The 20,548-nt window shown below is 53.5% G+C and carries 17 protein-coding genes; 12 read left to right on the plus strand and 5 right to left on the minus strand.

Annotated elements, in window-relative coordinates; genetic code table 11:
* Position 1 precedes the first annotated feature (1 nt).
* The 3 genes from M0P56_RS03540 to M0P56_RS03550 are packed head-to-tail and all read right to left on the minus strand — an operon-like array spanning position 2 to position 3,551.
* Positions 2-913 (minus strand): ABC transporter permease, encoded by a 912-nt coding sequence (locus M0P56_RS03540; RefSeq protein WP_291508666.1) that lies wholly within the window; start codon positions 911-913, stop codon positions 2-4.
* Positions 906-1,868, minus strand: coding sequence for an ABC transporter permease (locus tag M0P56_RS03545; protein ID WP_291508667.1), 963 nt, complete (start codon positions 1,866-1,868; stop codon positions 906-908). The genes M0P56_RS03540 and M0P56_RS03545 overlap by 8 nt, the downstream gene beginning before the upstream one ends.
* Before the next feature lie 42 nt (positions 1,869-1,910).
* Entirely contained in the window at positions 1,911-3,551 is a 1,641-nt protein-coding gene (locus M0P56_RS03550) for a peptide ABC transporter substrate-binding protein (protein WP_291508668.1), read from the minus strand.
* Positions 3,552-4,302: 751 nt separating this feature from the next.
* Between M0P56_RS03550 and M0P56_RS03555 the strand changes: the two genes are divergently transcribed.
* The 5 genes from M0P56_RS03555 to M0P56_RS03575 all read left to right on the plus strand — a co-directional run bounded on the left by M0P56_RS03555 (position 4,303) and on the right by M0P56_RS03575 (position 10,587).
* Complete coding sequence (locus M0P56_RS03555; protein WP_291508669.1) at positions 4,303-6,759, plus strand: TonB-dependent receptor; 2,457 nt, start codon at positions 4,303-4,305, stop codon at positions 6,757-6,759.
* Between the two features lie 432 nt (positions 6,760-7,191).
* On the plus strand, positions 7,192-7,824 hold the full coding sequence (locus M0P56_RS03560) for a MarC family protein (RefSeq protein WP_291508670.1): 633 nt from the start codon (positions 7,192-7,194) through the stop codon (positions 7,822-7,824).
* Between the two features lie 20 nt (positions 7,825-7,844).
* Positions 7,845-8,912: a malate dehydrogenase gene (locus M0P56_RS03565; protein WP_291508671.1), complete on the plus strand. Its 1,068-nt coding sequence runs from the start codon at positions 7,845-7,847 to the stop codon at positions 8,910-8,912.
* Positions 8,900-9,163, plus strand: coding sequence for an amino acid-binding protein (locus tag M0P56_RS03570; protein WP_291508672.1), 264 nt, complete (start codon positions 8,900-8,902; stop codon positions 9,161-9,163). Before M0P56_RS03565 ends, M0P56_RS03570 begins: the two co-directional genes overlap by 13 nt.
* 191 nt (positions 9,164-9,354) lie before the next feature.
* Entirely contained in the window at positions 9,355-10,587 is a 1,233-nt protein-coding gene (locus tag M0P56_RS03575) for an MFS transporter (RefSeq protein ID WP_291508673.1), read from the plus strand.
* Positions 10,588-11,037: 450 nt separating this feature from the next.
* Here M0P56_RS03575 and M0P56_RS03580 read toward each other — a convergent pair whose 3' ends face one another.
* A complete protein-coding gene (locus M0P56_RS03580) occupies positions 11,038-11,283 on the minus strand; it encodes a hypothetical protein (protein ID WP_291508674.1) in 246 nt (81 codons plus the stop codon).
* Between the two features lie 47 nt (positions 11,284-11,330).
* Positions 11,331-11,522, minus strand: coding sequence for a hypothetical protein (locus tag M0P56_RS03585; protein WP_291508675.1), 192 nt, complete (start codon positions 11,520-11,522; stop codon positions 11,331-11,333).
* A 184-nt stretch (positions 11,523-11,706) separates the two neighbouring features.
* Here M0P56_RS03585 and M0P56_RS03590 point away from each other — a divergent pair, with 184 nt between their 5' ends.
* The 7 genes from M0P56_RS03590 (at position 11,707) to gpmI (ending at position 20,534) form a co-directional block, all read left to right on the plus strand.
* Complete coding sequence (locus tag M0P56_RS03590) at positions 11,707-12,189, plus strand: N-acetyltransferase (RefSeq protein WP_291508676.1); 483 nt, start codon at positions 11,707-11,709, stop codon at positions 12,187-12,189.
* 56 nt (positions 12,190-12,245) lie between these two features.
* Positions 12,246-13,466 carry a succinyldiaminopimelate transaminase gene (dapC, locus tag M0P56_RS03595; protein ID WP_291508677.1) on the plus strand — a complete coding sequence of 407 codons (1,221 nt, stop codon included), beginning with the start codon at positions 12,246-12,248 and terminating at the stop codon, positions 13,464-13,466.
* Between the two features lie 13 nt (positions 13,467-13,479).
* Positions 13,480-14,304: a 2,3,4,5-tetrahydropyridine-2,6-dicarboxylate N-succinyltransferase gene (dapD, locus tag M0P56_RS03600; protein WP_291508678.1), complete on the plus strand. Its 825-nt coding sequence runs from the start codon at positions 13,480-13,482 to the stop codon at positions 14,302-14,304.
* A gap of 10 nt (positions 14,305-14,314) precedes the next feature.
* On the plus strand, positions 14,315-15,463 hold the full coding sequence (gene dapE, locus M0P56_RS03605) for a succinyl-diaminopimelate desuccinylase (protein ID WP_291508679.1): 1,149 nt from the start codon (positions 14,315-14,317) through the stop codon (positions 15,461-15,463).
* Positions 15,464-15,541: 78 nt separating this feature from the next.
* The gene (locus M0P56_RS03610) at positions 15,542-16,504 is read left to right on the plus strand and encodes a sulfotransferase (protein ID WP_291508680.1); all 963 of its coding nucleotides are present in this window, start codon (positions 15,542-15,544) and stop codon (positions 16,502-16,504) included.
* Positions 16,505-16,602: 98 nt separating this feature from the next.
* Entirely contained in the window at positions 16,603-19,014 is a 2,412-nt protein-coding gene (gene ppsA, locus M0P56_RS03615; RefSeq protein WP_291508681.1) for a phosphoenolpyruvate synthase, read from the plus strand.
* Complete coding sequence (gene gpmI, locus M0P56_RS03620) at positions 19,011-20,534, plus strand: 2,3-bisphosphoglycerate-independent phosphoglycerate mutase (RefSeq protein ID WP_291508682.1); 1,524 nt, start codon at positions 19,011-19,013, stop codon at positions 20,532-20,534. Before ppsA ends, gpmI begins: the two co-directional genes overlap by 4 nt.
* Positions 20,535-20,548: the final 14 nt, after the last annotated feature.

Genomic DNA, 20,548 nt, shown 5'->3' on the forward strand with positions numbered 1-20,548 from the left:
CTCAGCGACCCTCCATCTGGGCCAGGAGGCCCTGGCCCAGCACGTTCATCGCCACAATCGCCAGGAAAATGGCCACACCTGGGAAGACAATCAGCCACCAAGGTCCAATGATCACGAGTTGTAATCCATCATTGAGCAGTCCGCCCCAGGAGGCGTGGGGGGGCTGAATACCGAGGCCGAGAAAGGACAGGCCAGACAGTGCCAAAATCAGATCCGCCACCATGAAAGTCGTGTTGACGATGAGTATGGGCAGCATGGAACGCATCAGATGCGTCCGGGCGATATAGAAGGTGCTCGCTCCGAACTGCCGGGCGGCGAGGACATAATCGCGCTCTTTATACGCCAGTGCTTCATTCCGCACGATGCGGGCCAGCCCCGGCCAGGACAGAAAGCCGAGAACCAATACCAGACTCAGGGTGTTCAGGGGAACGATGGCCGCGAAGAAAATCATCAGCACCACCCCCGGTAGGGCCAATAGCGCATCGAGCAAACGCATCAGCACCTTGTCCAGCCAGCGAGGACTTAAAGCCGCAGTCATCCCGTAGAGAATGCCCAAAAAGATGGCGATGAATGATCCCAGTAAGCCGACTTCCAAAGTAGCCCGTCCCCCTTCCATCATGCGGGCAAGCATGTTGCGCCCAAGGTTGTCGGTCCCGAAGGGAAACTGCCAGGAGGGGGCAAGCAAAATGTGGTTGGCGTGGATGGCCAGAGGATCCGCAGGGTACAGAAGCTGTCCCACCCAGGAGAAAAGTATCAGCAATACAAAAATACCAAGTCCGATCCAAGTCATGGGATGACTGTACTGACCCACCCAATGGCGCAGGGAGTCCGTCCAAAGGCGGGTGAACATCCCGGCAATGGGGCGCGCTAACAAGCGCTTATTGACATCCATATCCGTCGGGATATTACTCATAGCGCACCCGTACATCGAGAATACTGTTGGTGAGATCCGCTGCGAGGTTGCCGAGAATAGTCAGGACTCCGATCAGCAGGACAATCGCAGTGAGGGTGGGATAATCCTGCTCCAGCGCCGAGCGCCAGAGCAACCAACCCAGACCGGGGTAATTGAAGACGCTCTCGGTGAGAATGCCACCGACAAAAATGCCGGGGATCATCATGCCGATGACGGTAATCAAGGGACGGATGGCATTGCGTAAGACATGATTGACGGCGATCCGCAGGGGCGGGACACCCCGGGCGCGGGCGGTGCGTACATAGTCCAGACGGTACTCGCTGCGCGCCTGATGACCGAAATAGCGGGACAGACCGGCGGTCAGTGGCAATGCGATGGTAATCGCCGGCAGAATCATGTGATGCAGATAACTGCCCACATTGACGCCCCCATGCCAGCTTTCGCCGCCACCAATGCCTCCCGGAGGGAACCAGCTCACGTCAATGGCAAAAAACAAAATCAACATCACGCCGATGAAAAACACCGGAATGGAGTACACCACGATTTGACCGGCACCAATCAGCACGCCCGGGATCCGCTCCGCCCAGTAGCCCTGAAACATGCCTATCAGAACCGAAAAAAGAATCGCCACGACCGTAGCCAGGACATACAGCAATATGGAGTTCTTCAGGTAAGACCCCATGAGAGAAGCCACCGGTGCGTGCTGGGTAAACGAGTAGCCCAGATTGCCTTCAAACAAATGTGTCCACCAAATGCCGTACTGTTGCCAGATCGGATGATCCAGACCCATCTGCCTGTTCAGGGCCGCCACCGCTTCCGGGGTCGCGTGCATGCCCAGAATACTGTACGCAGGACCACCCGGTGTGGCATGAATCAGAAAAAAGACCATCGTTACCAGCAGAAATAACGACAGTACCGATGTCGCCAAACGGTGAACAATCATGCGCCGCATCATCGAGAAAAACTCCTTGATCGCGGATCCGACCGGTCAGTTAAGTTATTTTTCATGGCTCACCCATAAAAATTGCGGGTAAAAACCACCCGTAGGAGTTAATGCCTTAGATAGGCCATGAATATTTTTATAGGCCATAACAAATATTTTCATAATAGGGAGCACAATCACCGGCTGCTGCTCAGTAAAATAATTTTGAAAATTATACAGCGGCTGGAGACCGGCGTGTATTCTGATTTGGTCCCCCAATTTATCCAGATTTTTGTTACAGTAATGATAGCTGTTTTCAACACCGTCGCATTTGAAAATCGAACCACCCGTCGGAAAAGAACTCTGGCTCCAGGCAAGATAAACGGCCTGCCAGTTTTTGTCATGAGTGTCCACCATTTCCGCGTACACTTCATTAAATGGCTTCTCCCGCATATTTACTTCTATACCTACTTTTGCAAACATTTCCGCGAGGAGCGTCGGCCCACGAATAATGTCGGGCGGCAGGTAGAGCGTAAATACCATCCGCCGCCCATTTTTCTCACGAATTCCATCCGAACCACGATGCCAGCCCGCCTCATCCAGCAGCTTATCAGCAAGTGCGGGATCATAAGCTTCTTTTTTCAGGAGTGATTTGGCTTCTGGTGACAAAAAAACCGATGGATTGCCCGGAATCAGACCGTAAGCCGGCGCACCATGTCCATAACCCAGAACTTTAATCATTAAATCCTGATTAATGGCATGCATCATTGCCTGCCGCACCAACACATTGTGCACAAAGGCAATATGGGGATTATCAAAATTAAAACCCAAATAATTAAACCCCCATGGAGGCCCCACCGTAACCATGCGATCATTAACAAGTTGAGCTTTGGCTTTGTATAATGGAGCCGGCAGATTCCCGAGTTGGATCGTTCCACGTTTCAGCGCGAAGAAGACACTCGAATTAGAATTCAAGAATCGAAATATCAGACGGCCAATGTGGGGCTTATCTGGTCCAGAATAAGCCCGATTAGGGACCATACTGACGTAGCGACCCGCATGAAATGACTCCAGACGAAAAGGACCATCCACCGCAGTATAAAATTTCATGTTGGTCATATTGTCATTCATTTGCTTTACGGTGTAGTTTTTCCAGCTACGCGCAGGGTATGGCACAAGTTGCGCAAGTCCGCTCAACTCAAACCATGTCGGATTGACCGAACGTTTCGTGACCACACGAACTTCATACGGATTAACTACCGAAAAGGATTTAATTTCACCCGGCATCCCGCCGGCTCCATACCCCGGATAAAGGGGACCCAACTTCAGAATCATATGGTAGGTGTAGGCCACATCCGCCGCCGTAACCGGCACGCCATCAGACCACCTCCAACTTTTGGAAAGAAAAACCGTAAAGCTGCGATGATCCTGGCTGACGATTATTTTTTTAGCCACACTCAACTGGTAATTGATCTGAAACTTGCGATTTATCCAGAGCAGTGGTTGATACATCAGTGACTCTGCCTCGCTATCATAGGCCGAGGATGTCAGTAGCGGATTAAATCCGTTCATAGCAGCCGGGGGAGATAATCCGATTCCCGGCACGGTAGTGATCGTCCCGCCATTCTGGATTTCCGTAGAGGCTTCGGCAGTGCCGCCGCTCACCATACCAATCAATCCCCACAACAGCACACATACATATCCCGACATCGTCATGCATTTTTCTCCAACACCAACGCTGGTCGATTATTTTGCAGCGGTGGTACTGCTATTTTGTGCAGGTCATTCGCAACCATATTTATTTGACTCCCACATTGAGGCACAAAGCGCGGCCAACAGCGGGACGACCTCTGAAGCGGCGAAGTCTATTCTATAAAACTCAAAACCCGCAGGCTGAATATGCGATTTTGCCGCAACGCCCATGGAGCTTCTGGCCAGAACAGAGCAACTTGAAGGTGAGCATATTTCATGCCAGGCACGATGACCAATACCACGACCTGGGGAGACGTTCCGAAAAATATCGTTACATTCACTTCACCTATCCGCAACATAACGTACCGACAAAATGTCTTTCATGGAAACCTACAACGACCATTGTCCTTTCCAACTTCGGACAACCCGCTCCCGTCGCACCATTGTAGGCCATCCATGATCATCACTGCACCATAATGGAACAACATAAAGAGCGCAGCATATGTTGGAATGAATCCGGTCGTCCGCCTTGCAACTATTTTCATGCAGACCTGAAAAAATAATTTTTTCCTTTTATATCAGCAGGTAACAATATTATTTTTTTAAAAAAGTTACCGGAATCGCCAGCTGCGGCAACACCGTTGTCTCGTTGGCACAACAGTTGCTTGCATAGCGCGCATTGGAGCTCTCCGGCCGACGCGACAAGCATCTGCATAAGTTAAGAGTTCCGACCTTAATTTCACTGTGTTATCACATTTTAACCGGAGATAAAATTATGCCGAAACCATGCTACAACCGCACCATTATGGAGCAAAGCCGATGCTGCGAGTCCCGTAAAGAAATAAAAATAGTAATTGCGGCGACGATGCTCGCACTATACCCCGCTCTCGCTACGCCGGCTTACGCCGCCACAAACAGCAGCCCTGCGATGAACACTGGCACCAGCACCGAGCAGGTGGTCAAGCTTAAAGGAATAAAGAAAAAATATGAAAAGCTATTGGTTGGTGAGCGCAATATCGCATCGGCGATGTCGGTAATTTCACCTAAACAGATCAGCCGCGCTAGTAGCTCACAATCTATTTACAGCATCCTAAAACAAACGCCCTCGGTCAATGAATATCAGCAGAATATCGGACCTGGCACCCCGGTTCTTACCGTACGTGGTGTGCGGATGACTCAGCTCGCACAAACGTTAGATGGCATACCTATGACAAGCCTTCTTTCTGGCGGACAGGGGGCATACCTTACGAACAACGTAGGTTCGCTCGTAGGGACGGGTCAAATCTCCGGGATTCATGTTTATCCCGGCGTGGCCCCACCCGATCGCGGCGGCTTCGCCACCGTCGGAGGAACCATCGACTATACCACCAAGCAGCCCACATCCAAGCCCTATGCGGACATTTTCACTAAAATCGGTTCCTTCTCGACGGATACCTACGGGTTTGAAGCCAATTCCGGTAACATTCCCGATACAGATGGCCTAAAGACTTTTGTCCGTCTCAGCCAAACACAGACCGCAGGCTATATCCAAAACACACCCGCGCGTTACACCGACTTCCTGTTTAGCGCGATAAAGCCTTATGATGATGGTCTTTCCAAAGTCACTGCAACAGTGATTTATAACCAGGCAAAAGGTAATCTTATCAGTGCACCGATTCCCACAGCACAACTGGATAAGTATGGCATCTTCTACAATTATCCGCTCTCTATGGCAAGTACCGAACAAGATAACAAATATTTGACGGTGATACTCGGTGATTCCACTTATATCAACAGTCATATTGTTGTCGGTGGCAAGTTATTTTATATCCACAAAAGTAACGTTTTCAAAACTTACACCGATCCTGCGTACATCAACGCTACGTATCCCTATCAGGTAAACTTTAACTCGCCTTACTTTGCCTACGGCGCAATGGGACCCAACGCCGGTACTGGCGTTGGGCCTAATCTCGGGTATGATCCCCAGGCCGTTTTCGGAAGTTATACGGCAGGAGAAGCCGCAGAAATAAGCAGGGGATCGACCCACACTCTCGGATTTGCACCGAAGATAAACTTTTTTCTGCCTCATAACGATATAACCATCGGCGGGCTCATTGCCAAAGAGGAAACCGGATCTGGTGGCGGTGCTTATGTTTATGGCAACCTGAACATGCCAGAAATCAATGGATATAACAATATTGCGCCGATGGGCGGCAACGCGCAGCGTACCGTCTATAGCGGATATATTTCCGATAAAATCAATTTGCTAGATGACCGGCTTCATATAGAACCTGGGGTCACCATTACTGGCGTAAGCACCAGCAACTATGTACCTAATAATCTATATGGAATGGCCCCTTACTCGTTAGGCAACTACGACAAAACCATTCTACCCTATCTCGGTCTTTCATATGATGTAACTCACAAGGTCGTGGCCTATGCCAGTTATGGTAAGGGCGCGCGTTTTGCACCAGTAGGGGACTATGTACTGGGTTCTAGCGGGAGCACTACACTCGCGCCGGGACCGGAAACGGTGAATGCCTACGAAACGGGTGTGCGCTATGTCGGCAAGCGCCTATACGTCAATTTCGACGGCTACTGGCAGAATATGCACGGCATGTTCTCGTTTTATACCAACTATGTCACTAATGAAAGTCTTTACGGAAACATTGGTGAAGAACAAATGAAAGGTCTGGAGCTGTCTAGCAAGTATCAGATCAACCATAATATAACGGCATTTGGTAGCGCATCATTTACTCAGGCGAACTACCAAAATTCCTTCTCTGCAAACGTAACACCTTTTGAGGGACAGTATGGTTATGTATTTTCTGGAGATCCCTTAGCAGCGGTGCCAAACTGGCTGGCCTCTTTAGGTGTGACGTACCATAAGGGTGGATTCAGCGGGCAGCTCATGGAACAATATACTGGTCCACAACCAACCACTTACAACATTTCTCCGAGCAATCCCAATCCGCTACTCTATGACGCAACTACGCCAGACACATCTAAGATGTTGGCGCCCTACTTTATTACCGATCTGCAGGCGAGCTATAAAATTCCGATTCACGAGGATCACTTGAGCTCGCTGACTGTCAGTTTGAATGTGGACAATTTGTTAGACAACCATTATTACGTTCACTACTACAATAGTTATAAGGAGTTTGGATTCGCAGCGGTCGGCAATCCTTATACCTCCGCGTACCCAGGCGAACCGCGATTCATCGAAGTGGGACTGTCTGGTCGCTTCTCCTAGTATTGTCGCGTAGATTTGCGCTCAAACAGACCCGGGCTCATGCCCGGGTTAACTTTTTGCAGCAGCCATTCACAAGGCGTGCGCAAGTGAGGAAACGTAAGATGATTATCAACAACTCTTGCATGGCATCTCCTATACACTCACTCAAACACTTCGAACAACTGGGCAACATACGCTGCGCCAACCATGCGCGGTTAGAATATGAGCACCGGTATGAGATACTTAATAACTCCGCCATATTAAAAAACGACGTTTTATATTATCTTCTTGCCGGCCACGAATATAGCGAGATCATACTTGCAGGAAGCGTCGACTTACAACAACAGAAAGGATCTGAAATGACGTCTCGAATCAGTGGAGTTAGCGCGAGCGCAAAAAAATATAGAACGACATGCGCTGACAAATGAACATATAAAATAAGAGGCCATCGCGGTGAATTATAGCAATATAGAAATTTTCATACAGACACTTGTTACCTTGTTTATTCTAATGGACCCTATCGGCATCCTTCCACTTTTTATCGCTTTAACGAAAGATCAAAATGTTATACAAAAAAAGAACGCGGCGCGGCATATTGCGCTGGTCGTAGCCGCTGTCCTGACAATTAGCACGTTATTTGGAAATGATATACTTTCTTATTTCTATATTGGCATATCAGAATTTAAAGTAAGTGGGGGATTGTTACTTCTGCTGATGTCTATGCAAATGTTGATAACAGATAACATCAGCGCGGTTTTTGTAAGCGAGAAAACCAGAAAATATAGTAGTGGCCGGCTGGTTACCCCTCTGGGAATCCCCTTACTCGCAGGCCCTGGCGCGATTGGTACTGTTATCATATATGGACAACGAGCACCTAATGTGCTGGGTTATGGCCTTATTATTGTTGACGTTATCATCGCATCGTTCGTCGCCTACGTGGCGATGTACAATGCGCATCATCTAGCCCGAATATTTGGTGACATCGGAATCGAAATCATCACCAAAATATTAGCGCTTATTTTAGGCGCTATTGCCATCCGATTTATATGTCAGGGGTTAATTATGTTATTACCAGGCCTTAACTAGAACGCGGCGAATTCCAACTTATGGACATTTCAATTATCGGCGCCAATGGTAGCACGGGCAAGCATATCGCGAGCCGCGTTCTTCTGGAGAAACTTCTGCTGCCGACAGATCGCCTACAACTGGTAGGAAGAAAAGACGGTAACAGCGCTGCCGCACTCTACGGTTTCCGCCAGGATCTGAAAGATGCCTTCGCTGAACACTGTCCCATTATCGACATCGCTCTGCATCCAGAGGAAGTAGTGGCGGACATTATCGTCATGACCGCGGGTTCTACCATCCAGGCCCACCCCGATCCCGGCAAGCCTCCGCCAAGCCGCGATGAGCTCGCCGCGTATAATCGGGAGATTGCCATTCCCTACGCAGAAGCTATCGCTCAATACGGACACGGACACGAGGTCGTCATTGTAGTAACTAATCCGGTCGAACTCATTGTCGAAATATTTTCCCAACGCTACAACCGAAAACGCGTCGTCGGGATGGGTGCATACCAGGACAGCTTGCGTTTTAGACGTGAAGTCGCACGCTCAATCAATGTTTCCAGAGAGGCGGTAAGAGCCATGGTGCTAGGCGAACATGGGGACGGGATTGTCCCGATTTGGAGCAGTGTCACCGTACAGGGTTTTTCTGACTCGGAAACCGCTCGCGCCATAAAAAAAGTCCGCAGTAGCACGACTAGTCTGGAATTTCCTGAAACACTGGCGCAGATGCGGGATGATATCGTACGGGTCGCGCAGACCGGCAACATCGCGGAAGCATTCCGACGTTTTGATACGTTGCCGCCCGATGTGCGGGTCATGGTGGGACCTTTTTTGACGTTGTTCGCTGGCTCAAAAACCGATATTGCGACCGCAAATGCCACGGTGGATCTAATCAAATCCGTACTGAGTGGCAAGGATACCGTGATCGCCGCACAGGTCTCCCTCAGAGACGAATTTTTAGACGTATCTGGCCCTATCGGGGCGCCAGTAGTCATCAGCCCCAAGGGGTGGGACGCAGTCTATCCGATGACACTTTCCGAAGGCGAGCAACAACTCTTTTACCGGGCAGCGCACTCCATACAAAGGAAACTTCAATTATGGAACCCCTAGACGCAGACATGCTTCCAGAGCAGGTGATTACCCTTACGGTCCAGGATGAGCCCGGAACACTGTTCCTGGTCTCTTCTGTATTTTCGAATCGGGGAATATCCATGCGCAGTCTTCATCTGCATGAAGAGCACATTATCCTGCAGGAGAGGCCATGCAGCAGGCTGACCATTCGCTTTCTGGGAGAAGAAAGTCGTAAAAAAATCATCTGCCGCCTACTTTGCCGTCTCGACTGTGTGATAGGCTCCCAGTGATAAGTCTGGATCTGATATATTTTAAATTTCCATGATCATTATTTTTTCCTATTAAAAAGGTGCAGAAAATAGTATGGCGCCCTCTTCGTCATCTGGCGCTATCTCCTGCAACCACGGCGGCGTATTGGAACGTAACTACAATCTTCCTTTAGAGGAAGTCGTAAAATCCTATTAAGTCAGGTACAATAATAATGCTGACCAATCTTTATGCATATTTAGGCCCATATTCTGTACCGGTTTTTCGTAAGCTACTCGGTGCCGCCTTAGTGTCAGGAATAGGTGACGCATTAATCCCCATTGCATTTGCGATTGAAAGTCACCGTGTCGAGCCATCTGGTTGGGGTTTTACTTTGGTGCTACTTTCATTGTGGCTTGGCCGACTCTTGGGTATGCTTATAGTACGGCATACCAGGCCAGCAGCGAACCCTGTATCGGTGATGATTACATCTGATATTGTTAGATTTTCTGCGCAAATTGGACTTTTCATCTGGCTAATACTTCACGCTGACCATAACAGTGAAGCAATCGTTACCATTACAGCGTTCTCCATATCTTCTGGAATTTATGGCCTCGCCACCGCGTTCATTCAACCTGCACGTTTTAACGCAATGGCACACATTATTCCATCAAAGCATCGCACGCAAGCAAACTCATGGATGTCTATATTCGGTGACACCCTCTCAATTGTTGGTCCACTTGTTAGTTCCGTCATTATGATTTCAATTGGATTTAAGTCGGTACTGCTCATAGACGCGCTCAGCTTTCTGATTGGCATCCTTATGTTAACTCGAATAAAAGTCAACCAATCTGGTCATACTACAGATAAAATCATTAATACAGAAAATGAGATACCCCATATTAACAATGTAAAACTCCCACGCTGGATCAACGTTGGTTTCATGACTTGGCTATTTGTGGCGCTAACGATTGGCATTTTAGGAACCGCAGGACCAACATTTGTTATAGATCGCAATTCATCTGCAGCATGGGCAGTGGCAGCTGCTTGTATGGCTACAGGTTCGCTGGCTGGATCAGCGATATCATTGCTGGGAGTGATTAAATCATTATCTTGGAAACAATTGCAGTTATTAGCTTGTTTTAGCCTCGCGGCGCAGATACTATGTTTTCTGTTTGTCTCTGTACCTCTTATTGTCTGGGTTTCTGGATTCTTTGGTTCGGCTCTAGTTACGGTGTCGGGGATTCGCTGGGACACCATTGGGCAGTCCGTTGGATCAGATAAGCATATTCATGCTTTTGCAGTTCGGGATCAGGCCGTTCATACAATCGGCATCCCCGCTGGAATGCTGATCTTTGGAGTTTCTACTATTCTCAACTCGAGCGCGGCTGCAATAACCATCGTTGCGGCCGTTGTTGCAACTATGGGTATTTTTATCGCCACGGTGAAAACACCGGATTTTCTTTGATCATAAATGCGCGTCAAACCTCGTCGTTTTGGGCGAGGAAGGATAGGATAGCGCGGCGGGGAGTCGGCTCTATGCCGCCGCGCCGGCCAAATCGGGCGCGGAGAATCGCGCGTAAGTGGTCTGGGACAAGCCGGCACCTTGAAAGAGGATTACCGCAGTCAGGGAAGTCTGGTGACGACAATGGCTGCAGTGAAACGTCCATGTCTTAACAATCAATGCATTACATCACGTGGCACCCTGAACCAAAAAAGCAGCGGAAACATCATGCTAACCAGGTAAAGCTTTGTCCAAAATCCGGGATCCACTATTGTTGTACAGTACGCTTTTCGGCATCAAAACAGTGGGAAGATAACCTGTGGCCTGATTTGTCAGCTCAATTGTCGTTCTAAGCACCGGTTTCTTGAGGGGACAAAAGGTTCTTTTCAAGAACCAGCTCTGTCGAGTCCTCCTTTATGGAGAAGTATCCACAACGCTAACACCGACTAATTGACCGCCACGTTCTGCAACTAAAACCACTCCCAGCGAGCTATTCACCCACTTTCTCCAATTTTTTTCCGTTTTGTTCCGAACCCACTCCGCTATTTCAGCACTGTCATTTCGATGATCACTTTCACAGAGTTCAATAATAGAGCGACGAATAACATCTATCGCCTGTTCCGCATCATCATCGGTTCCACACCGTATTTTTAGCTCCATAACTGACCTCACACGTTCTAAATGTTTTTACATTATTGATAAATTATTCATGGCACGCGAAAACGACTTGCAGTATTCTCACGTTGAGGATGTTGGCGGTCTTGTGCACCCAGCGGTGCTGGATGCGCGCAGACCGCCGCTGACACCCACCAGTAGGCATACCGTTTACCTTCCAGGGAACAACGTCGCCAGGCGGCATGCTCTTCTGCCGAATCTTCAAAAACGCTATTATCTGTCACGGTGCGCTCCTCGTTGCTTATTGGTCAGCAAGCCCTTTGTAGCAACCGTGCGCCACCTCATTCAAGTCAGATGTATCTGACCACAAACCAGATTCAATTATAACGCTTACATAAGCCAGGAACCAATAGAGCCCGGAGATGTTGTGCGCACCCGACCACCATGCTCACCAGAGAGGAAAGATTCATGATCCAAGTCATTCGTGCTGATTATCAAAATACGGTTCACCGTTTGGCGATACTCGAGCTGATCGATCTTTACGCCTGTGATGATATGGGGCAGGGAAAGCCGTTAAGCGCGTCCGTTCAGTCCAGATTATTGGATGACCTCAGTGTCCGACCCTGGGTACACATTTTTCTCGCCATTGAAAAGCAGGATACGATCGGTGTCGCGGTTTGTATCGAGGGGTTTTCCACATTCAATAGTGCACCCCTGATCAACATTCATGATGTTTATGTAAAGCCAGAGTTTCGCCGTCACGGTGTTGCCAGCGCGCTATTTGCACATATTGAGGCAACCGCACATCAATCGGGGTGCTGCAAGCTCACGCTTGAAGTGCTGGATGGCAACCTTCCTGCCCAGAAAGCCTATCGTAAAATCGGCTTCATTCCCTACACGGTCAATGACAATGCGGGCGCAGCGCAGTTCTGGCATAAATACCTCAAATAAAACTCACTGCGTCAGGGCTTGTCATGACCGCCATCCTTGCCCCAGAATCACTGCTTATGACAATAAACTCCATGAATCCCCTGCTGGAAACCTTGCAGGCGTATCCTTTTGAGCGTCTGCGCATACTGCTGGCGGGCGTTACTCCGGCGGACAAGGAGCTCATCGACTTTTCCATTGGTGAGCCGCGTCACCCGGCGCCAGCCATCGTCAGCGAGGCGATCATTGAGCACCTGCATGGTCTCGCCGAGTATCCCAAGGTACTTGGTGATCTGCGTTTACGGCAGACCATTGCGGACTGGGCCACCCGGCGCTTTGCCCTGCCCGCGGCTTTTCTCGATCCGGAGCGGCATGTCATCCCCGCCAACGGCAGCCGCGAGGCCCTGTTCAGCGTCGCGCAGGCGGTACTGCCGCCTTGTCAGACCCCCAAACCCCTGGTCTTGTTGCCCAATCCCTTTTATCAGATTTATGAGGGTGCGGCCTTGCTGGCCGGTGCAGAGCCCTATTATCTGAATTGCGAGGCTAGTGGGCAGCCCGACTTTGCCGCCGTAGACGAATCCGTCTGGGCACGCACCGCGCTGCTCTACATCAACTCGCCCCACAATCCCACGGGCGCGACCCTGTCACTGGAAACCCTGGACTGGTTGATCCGCAAAGCCCGGCAGCACGGCTTCGTGCTCGCTGCTGACGAGTGCTACAGTGAACTCTACCCCGACGGACAGGCACCAGTGGGTATTCTGGAGGCCGCCGCAGCGACGGGCAGTTTGGCGCAGGTACTGGCTTTCCACAGTCTCTCCAAGCGCTCCAGCATTCCCGGTGCGCGCAGTGGCTTTGTCGCGGGCGACGCGGATATTCTCCAGGCTTTTATCCGTTATCGGACCTATCTGGGTGCCGCCACCCCGCCCTTCATTCAAGCCGCGGCCATCGCCGCCTGGCAGGATGAGCAGCATGTGCGGCATACCCGTGCTGATTATGCCCGGAAGTTTGCCGCCGCCCATGATATTCTTGGTGCGGTGCTGCCGATAGAGACGCCCGCTGGCGGCTTTTATCTCTGGCCGCAGGTGGGCGATGGCGAAGCCTTCGTTCGCACCCTCTACGAGGCAGAGCATGTACGCTGCCTGCCCGGTGCTTATCTGGCGCGGGATGCCCACGGCATCCACCCCGGTCAGGATCGAGTCCGCATTGCGCTGGTCGGCAGCCTGGAAGACTGCGTCGAGGGCATGCAGCGCATACGCCATTTTATGGAACAGCACCCCTTTTCGACTTTTAACAAATATTAATCAAGGAGTTATTGTGAGCCACAGTCTTGCCACCATTATCGACGCCGCCTGGGAAAACCGTGCGGAGATTTCCCCCAAGCAGGCATCGGCTGAACTGCGGGAAGCCGTGCATCAGACCATCGAAGGGCTGGACAAGGGCGTCCTGCGGGTGGCTGAAAAGCGCGATGGCCAATGGGTCACCCATCAGTGGATCAAGAAGGCGGTGCTACTCTCTTTCCGTTTGCAGGATAATGCCCGTATTCCGGGTGCCGAGACCAATTTTTACGATAAGGTGCCGGGCAAGTTTGCCGACTATAACAGCAACGATTTTCGCACCGGCGGTTTTCGGGTAGTGCCCCCCGCCACGGCGCGGCGCGGGGCCTTTATCGGCCGCAACTGCGTGCTGATGCCCTCGTTCGTCAACATCGGCGCCTATGTGGATGAAGGCACCATGGTGGATACCTGGGCTACCGTCGGCTCCTGTGCGCAAATCGGCAAGCATGTACATCTTTCCGGCGGTGTCGGCATTGGTGGCGTGCTGGAGCCCTTGCAGGCTAACCCCACCATCATCGAGGACAACTGCTTCATCGGGGCCCGCTCGGAAGTGGTGGAAGGCGTGATTGTGGAGGAGGGATCGGTCATCTCCATGGGCGTCTTCATCGGCTCCAGCACGCGCATTTATGACCGTGCAACCGGTGAGATTACCTACGGACGGGTACCTGCTGGTTCAGTGGTGGTTTCCGGCAGCCTGCCTTCCAAAGACGGTAGCTACAGCCTCTACTGCGCCGTCATCGTCAAGCAGGTGGATGCGAAAACCCTGGGGAAAGTCGGCATCAACGCCATTCTCCGTGACATCTGAGGGGCGCCCCGTGGGCAAAAGTGCCGTACTGGCGCTGGCTGAAGACCTGATTTCCCGCCCTTCGGTGACCCCAGAGGATGCCGGTTGTCAGGATCTGATGATCGCCCGGCTGGAGGCCATCGGTTTCCGGGTGACACGTCTGCCCGCCGGGGGGGTGGAGAACTTCTGGGCGGAGCGGGGCAACACCGGTCCGTGTCTTTGTTTTGCGGGACATACGGATGTGGTCCCCAGCGGTCCGCTCGCAGAATGGCAGAGCGACCCCTTTCAGCCGACCATCCGCGACGGCCTGCTCTACGGACGCGGCGCCGCCGATATGAAAGGTAGTCTTGCCGCCATGGTGGTGGCGGTAGAGCGTTTTGTCGCCCTGCATCCGGGGCATTCCGGGCGTCTGGCCTTTCTGATCACCTCCGATGAAGAAGGCATCGCCACCCATGGCACACGGCATGTGGTGGACTGGTTACGGGACCACGGGGAGACCATCGACTGGTGCGTGGTGGGCGAGCCCTCTTCCGAACACACACTGGGCGATGTCATCAAAAATGGTCGACGCGGCTCGCTGAACGGACGCCTGACCGTGCAGGGTATACAGGGGCATGTAGCCTACCCCGACAAAGCCGATAACCCCATCCATCGCGCTTTTCGCCCACTCGCGGATCTCGTGGATCAGACCTGGGATGCGGGGAATGATTTTTTTCCGCCCACTCGTCTGCAGTTCTCCAATATCCATGCGGGTACTGGGGCTAACAACGTCATTCCCGGCCAGTTGCAGGCGGATTTCAATTTCCGTTTTTCCACGGAGTCCACGCCGGAGTCTTTGCAGTCAGGGGTCCACAAAATTCTGGACGCCTCCGCCATGCGCTACACCATCGACTGGCAATTGTCCGGCCCGCCCTTCTTTACTGCACCGGGTCCCCTGGTGGCCGCCACTCAAAAGGCCTTGCAAGCCGTAGAACGGCACGAGGCCCGGCTTTCTACCGGCGGCGGCACCTCGGACGGACGCTTCATCGCCCAGTTGGGCGGGCAAGTCGTGGAACTCGGACCCATCAATGCCACCATCCACAAAATCAACGAGTGCGTCGCCGTTGCCGATCTGGAACATCTGTCCCAGATCTATACGGAGATCATGGTGCATCTGCTGGGGGCGGCGGATGGCCACTAGGCGCGTACGACATACCGTCTACGCGCTGGCAGGCATTCTGCGCGCCGCCTATAACCGCCCTGATCAAGGAACCGCATAATGTCGCACCGTATATGGCCCAATTTCTATATCGTAGGCGCGGTAAAGAGCGGCACGACTTCGCTCTATGCGCACTTGCGGCAACATCCCCAGGTGTTCTTGCCGACGATGAAAGAACCGCATTTCTTTACCCAGCCCCATCCTTCTCCCGAACAGACCCATTTGATTCAGTACGTAGCCAACGTCGAGCAATATCAGCATCTCTATCGGGGTGCCGACCAGTTTCCCCGTATCGGGGATGCCAGTCCTTCTTATCTCTGGTGTGAAGAGGCCCCGGAACGTATCCATGCCGTGCAGCCCGATGCACGCATCATTGTCATTCTGCGCGACCCGGTACAGCGGGCTTATGCCCAATACCTCATGGATTTCAATGAAGGCGTCCTCGACCTGCCGTTCATGGAGGCGTTGCAGCGGGACTGGACCCGTTCCGATAAAGGCTGGGGTATCTCCCAACTCTATGTGGAACTCGGGCGCTATACGGCGCAGATCATCCGTTATCAACAGCGTTTTGGTGCCGACCACGTACACGTTTGCCTCCTGGAAGATCTCAAAGAAAACCCACTGGCGGTGCTGGAGGGCATTGCCGATTTCCTGGACATTGATCGTGCGGCCATGCGCGCCATTGATTTGGGAACCGCCCACAACGCGCACCGTCTGCCGCGCGGGAACTGGGCCCGGCGTCTTGCCAGCGGACGTATGAGCCGTTTTATCGGCGAGCATCTTTTCCCCCATAGCTGGGGCGAATATATCTGGCGTCACTTTTTCCTGCGCGAAGGCCGTAAGCCGCCCATGGACAGCGCAGCGCGGCGTTTTCTGCAGGAACTGTATGCCCCGGAAATCGAGCGCCTGGAACATTTGCTGAATCGACCTCTGCCAGAATTGCGGGTATCGTGGAAGGCTCTCGAGCCGATAAAAGATACCGAACCGTCCGCCCTGCCGCAGAAGCCATCCGGCAATATCTGAGCCCTCGCTCAGTTGCCGCCAAGGCTTGCCGGACCCCGACGGGTCTACTATGTTTATATAGAGAGATGACAATCGGATTTACAGCAGAGGAGAGGGTCATGTCTGGGCGCTATATCCGTTTTTTCAAGGACATCCGCATAGAAGACGTGCCTCTGGTAGGCGGTAAAAATGCCTCGTTGGGGGAAATGTACCGGGAACTGAGTCCACAGGGCGTGAAGGTCCCCAATGGTTTTGCCATCACCGGTGCGGCCTATCGTTACCTGCTGGATCAGGCTGGCGCCTGGCCGGCGCTCCATGATGCGCTGGACGGGCTAGACCCGACCGACGTCACCGATCTGGCCAGGCGGGGTGCGCGGGCACGCGAAATCGTCTACAGCGCCCCCCTGCCGGCGGATTTGCAGGCCGAGATACTGGCGGGCTACGCCGAACTGCGCAAGGAATATGGCGAAGCACTGTCGGTAGCGGTGCGTTCCTCCGCGACCGCCGAAGATTTGCCTACCGCCAGTTTCGCCGGTCAGCAGGACACCTACCTCAATATTTCCGGCGAAGTCGCCCTGCTGGACGCCTGTCGCCGCTGTTTTGCCAGCCTGTTTACCGACCGCGCCATTCACTATCGGATTGATCAGGGCTTTGACCATTTCAAGGTCGCCCTGTCCATCGGCGTCATGAAAATGGTGCGTTCGGACAAGGCGACCAGCGGCGTGATGTTTTCGCTGGATACCGAGACGGGCTTCCGCGACGTGGTCTTCATCACCGCCTCCTGGGGACTGGGTGAGAACGTGGTGCAGGGCGCCGTGGACCCCGACGAATTCTACGTCTTCAAACCCGCGTTTCTGCGGGGCAAAAGGGCGGTTTTGCGGCGGGTATTGGGCAGCAAGAAAATCAAGATGATCTATACCGAAGGGGATACCCGGCACGGCACCCGCAATGTCGCCACCCACCGCCATGAACAGGACAGTTTCTGCCTCAGCGATGCGGACGTGCTGACTCTCGCCGATTACGCCATCCAGGTCGAACAGCATTACAGCCGGAAAATGCAGGAAAGCCGACCCATGGACATGGAGTGGGCAAAAGATGGCACCGACGGCCAGCTTTACATGGTCCAGGCGCGGCCAGAGACGGTGGCCTCTCAGAAAAAGGGACAGGTGCTCGAAGAGTACATCCTGGACGGTCAGGGCACCGTACTGGTGCAGGGACGCGCCATCGGCAGCAAGATCGCATCCGGACCGGTGCATATTATCCGGGATGTAAGACACCTGGCGGCGTTCAGGCCCGGCGAGATTCTGGTGGCGGATACCACTACCCCGGACTGGGAGCCCATCATGAAAGAGGCAGCCGCCATTGTCACCAATCGCGGCGGACGCACCTGTCATGCCGCCATTATCGCCCGGGAACTGGGCATCCCTGCCGTCGTCGGCTGTGATCACGCGACCACCACGCTGAAGGATGGCGACAGTGTGACCATATCCTGTGCCAGTGGTGATATCGGCAATGTCTACGCGGGTACCCTGCCCTTCATGGTCCGCCATACCGATCTGGCCACCCTGCCCCGTCCGCAAACGCAGATCATGATCAACCTCGGCAATCCGGAAATCGCTTTTCAGACATGCATGTTACCCAACGATGGCGTCGGTCTGGCGCGGATGGAGTTCATCATCAACAGCGCCATCAAGGCCCATCCCATGGCGCTACTGCATCCGGAAAAGGTCGAGGATGTCCCTGAGCGCAAAGCATTGGCAGCACTGACCCAGGGCTACGTCCAGCCCGCCGATTTCTTTGTGGAACGCTTGTCGGAAGGCATCGGGACCATCGCTGCCGCCTTCTATCCGAAGCCGGTGGTGGTGCGGATGTCCGACTTCAAAACCAACGAATATGCCGCCCTATTGGGGGGGCGCTGGTTTGAGCCGGAGGAAGACAACCCGATGCTCGGCTTCCGCGGCGCCGCGCGCTACGCACACCCGGCCTATACCGAGGGGTTTCATCTGGAATGTCTGGCCATGAAACGGGTTCGCGAAGAGATGGGGCTGGATAATGTCATCCTGATGCTGCCCTTTGTACGTCGGGTGAAAGAAGCGGACGACGTGCTGGCGAAGATGGCGGAGTTCGGCCTGCGCCGTGGCGAAAATGGCTTGCAGGTCTATGCCATGTGCGAAATTCCCAATAATGTCATTTTGATCGATCAGTTCGCCAAGCGCTTTGACGGTTTTTCCATAGGCAGTAACGACCTGACGCAACTCACCCTGGGCGTCGACCGCGACTCGGCCATAGTCGCCTTCGACTATGATGAGCGGGACGATGGCGTCAAGGAGATGATCCGCCTCGCGGTGGAGGGTTGCGCCCGTAACGGCATCCACTCCGGACTTTGCGGACAGGCCCCTTCGGACTATCCGGAGATGGCTGAGTTTCTGGTGCAAATCGGCATTCAGTCCATGAGCCTGAATCCGGATACGGTACTGGCGACGACCTTGCTTGTGCTCGACGTGGAAAGAAGGCGGAGTGGAGGGGCATGAAGGTCAACCCGGTACTGCTGGTGATTTTTGACGGCTTCGGTCTCAATCCCAATCGCGCTTTTAATGGCTGGGCTCAGGCGCACACGCCGCATCTCGATCACTACTTTGCCAGTTTTCCCCATACCGCCCTGCAGGCTTCGGGGCGGGCGGTGGGCCTGCCGGACGGGCAATTCGGCAATTCAGAGGTGGGTCACCTCACCCTGGGCTCGGGGCGGATTCTTCTGCAGGATCTGGTGCGCATTTCCGATAGCCTGGCGGACGGCAGTTTTGCGCGAATTCCGGCTTGGCAGGACATGCTCGGAGACTCCAAACGCCTGCATCTGGTGGGTATGGTCTCCGATGGTGGCGTGCACTCCCATATCGCACATTTGCTGGGTATCCTGCCGCTGGTGGTGGCGGCGGGCGTGGAGCCGGTAGTGCACATGATTACCGACGGACGTGATACGGCGCCGCAGTGCGCCGATCTGTTCGCCCGTCAGGTGGAGGAAACCCTGCACCACCTGGGGAAGGGCCGCATTGCCACCGTTTGCGGGCGCTATACGGCCATGGACCGTGCCGGATATTGGGACAGGACGGAAAAGGCCTGGGCCGCGCTGCTGCGCGGGGAAGGACGCACTGCGGACAGTGCTGAGGCGGCTATCCACAGTGCCTGGCAGCGCGCTGAGGGGGATGAGTTCATTTCGCCCACCCTCATCGGCGATCCGCAACAAAATCGCATAGCCGCCGATGAGCCGGTCTTTTTCTTTAACTTCCGTTCAGATCGCATGCGTCAGTTGAGTGCGGCCGTCGCCATGCCCTACTTCAAGCACTTCGAACGGCGGGGCGAGACCGCGAGACGTGCCCTGTGCATGACCTCCTACAACGACGAATATCCCTTTCCGGTCCTTTTCCCCCCCGACATTCCCCACAGCGTCCTGGCCGAAGTGATCAGCGATGCCGGTCTGAAGCAGTTCCACTGCGCCGAGACCGAGAAATACGCCCACGTGACCTATTTTTTTAATGGCGGGCGGGAAGCCCCCTTTCCGGGGGAAGATCGCGAGATCATCCCCTCACCGCAGGTGACCACCTATGACCTGAAGCCAGAGATGAGCGCGCCGCAGGTGGCGGACCGGATTATCGCGGCGCTGGAGCGTGGTGACTACGCCTTTGTACTGGTGAACTTTGCCAATGGCGACATGGTCGGCCATACCGCCAAAATCCCCGCCATCCTGCGCGCAGTGGAGACCCTCGACCTGCAGTTTCACCGGGTGCTGCAAGTGGCGCAGCGGCAGGGTTTCAAGGTGATTCTTACCGCCGATCATGGTAATTGCGACGAGATGGTGGACCCGGTAAGCGGCGAGCCCCATACCCAGCACACGGTGTACCCGGTTCCCATGCTGCTGATCGGGGAACCAGGCGCCCGCCTGGGTATCGGCCGCGGCACCGCCGACATCGCCCCCACCGTTCTGGAACTCATGGGTCTACCGCAACCCAACGCCATGACCGGACGCAGCATCCTCCTCAATAACAGCATTGTCTGAAGCCGGTTTCCCCC

The sequence above is a fragment of the Acidithiobacillus sp. genome (assembly GCF_023229925.1).
Classification (GTDB): domain Bacteria; phylum Pseudomonadota; class Gammaproteobacteria; order Acidithiobacillales; family Acidithiobacillaceae; genus Acidithiobacillus.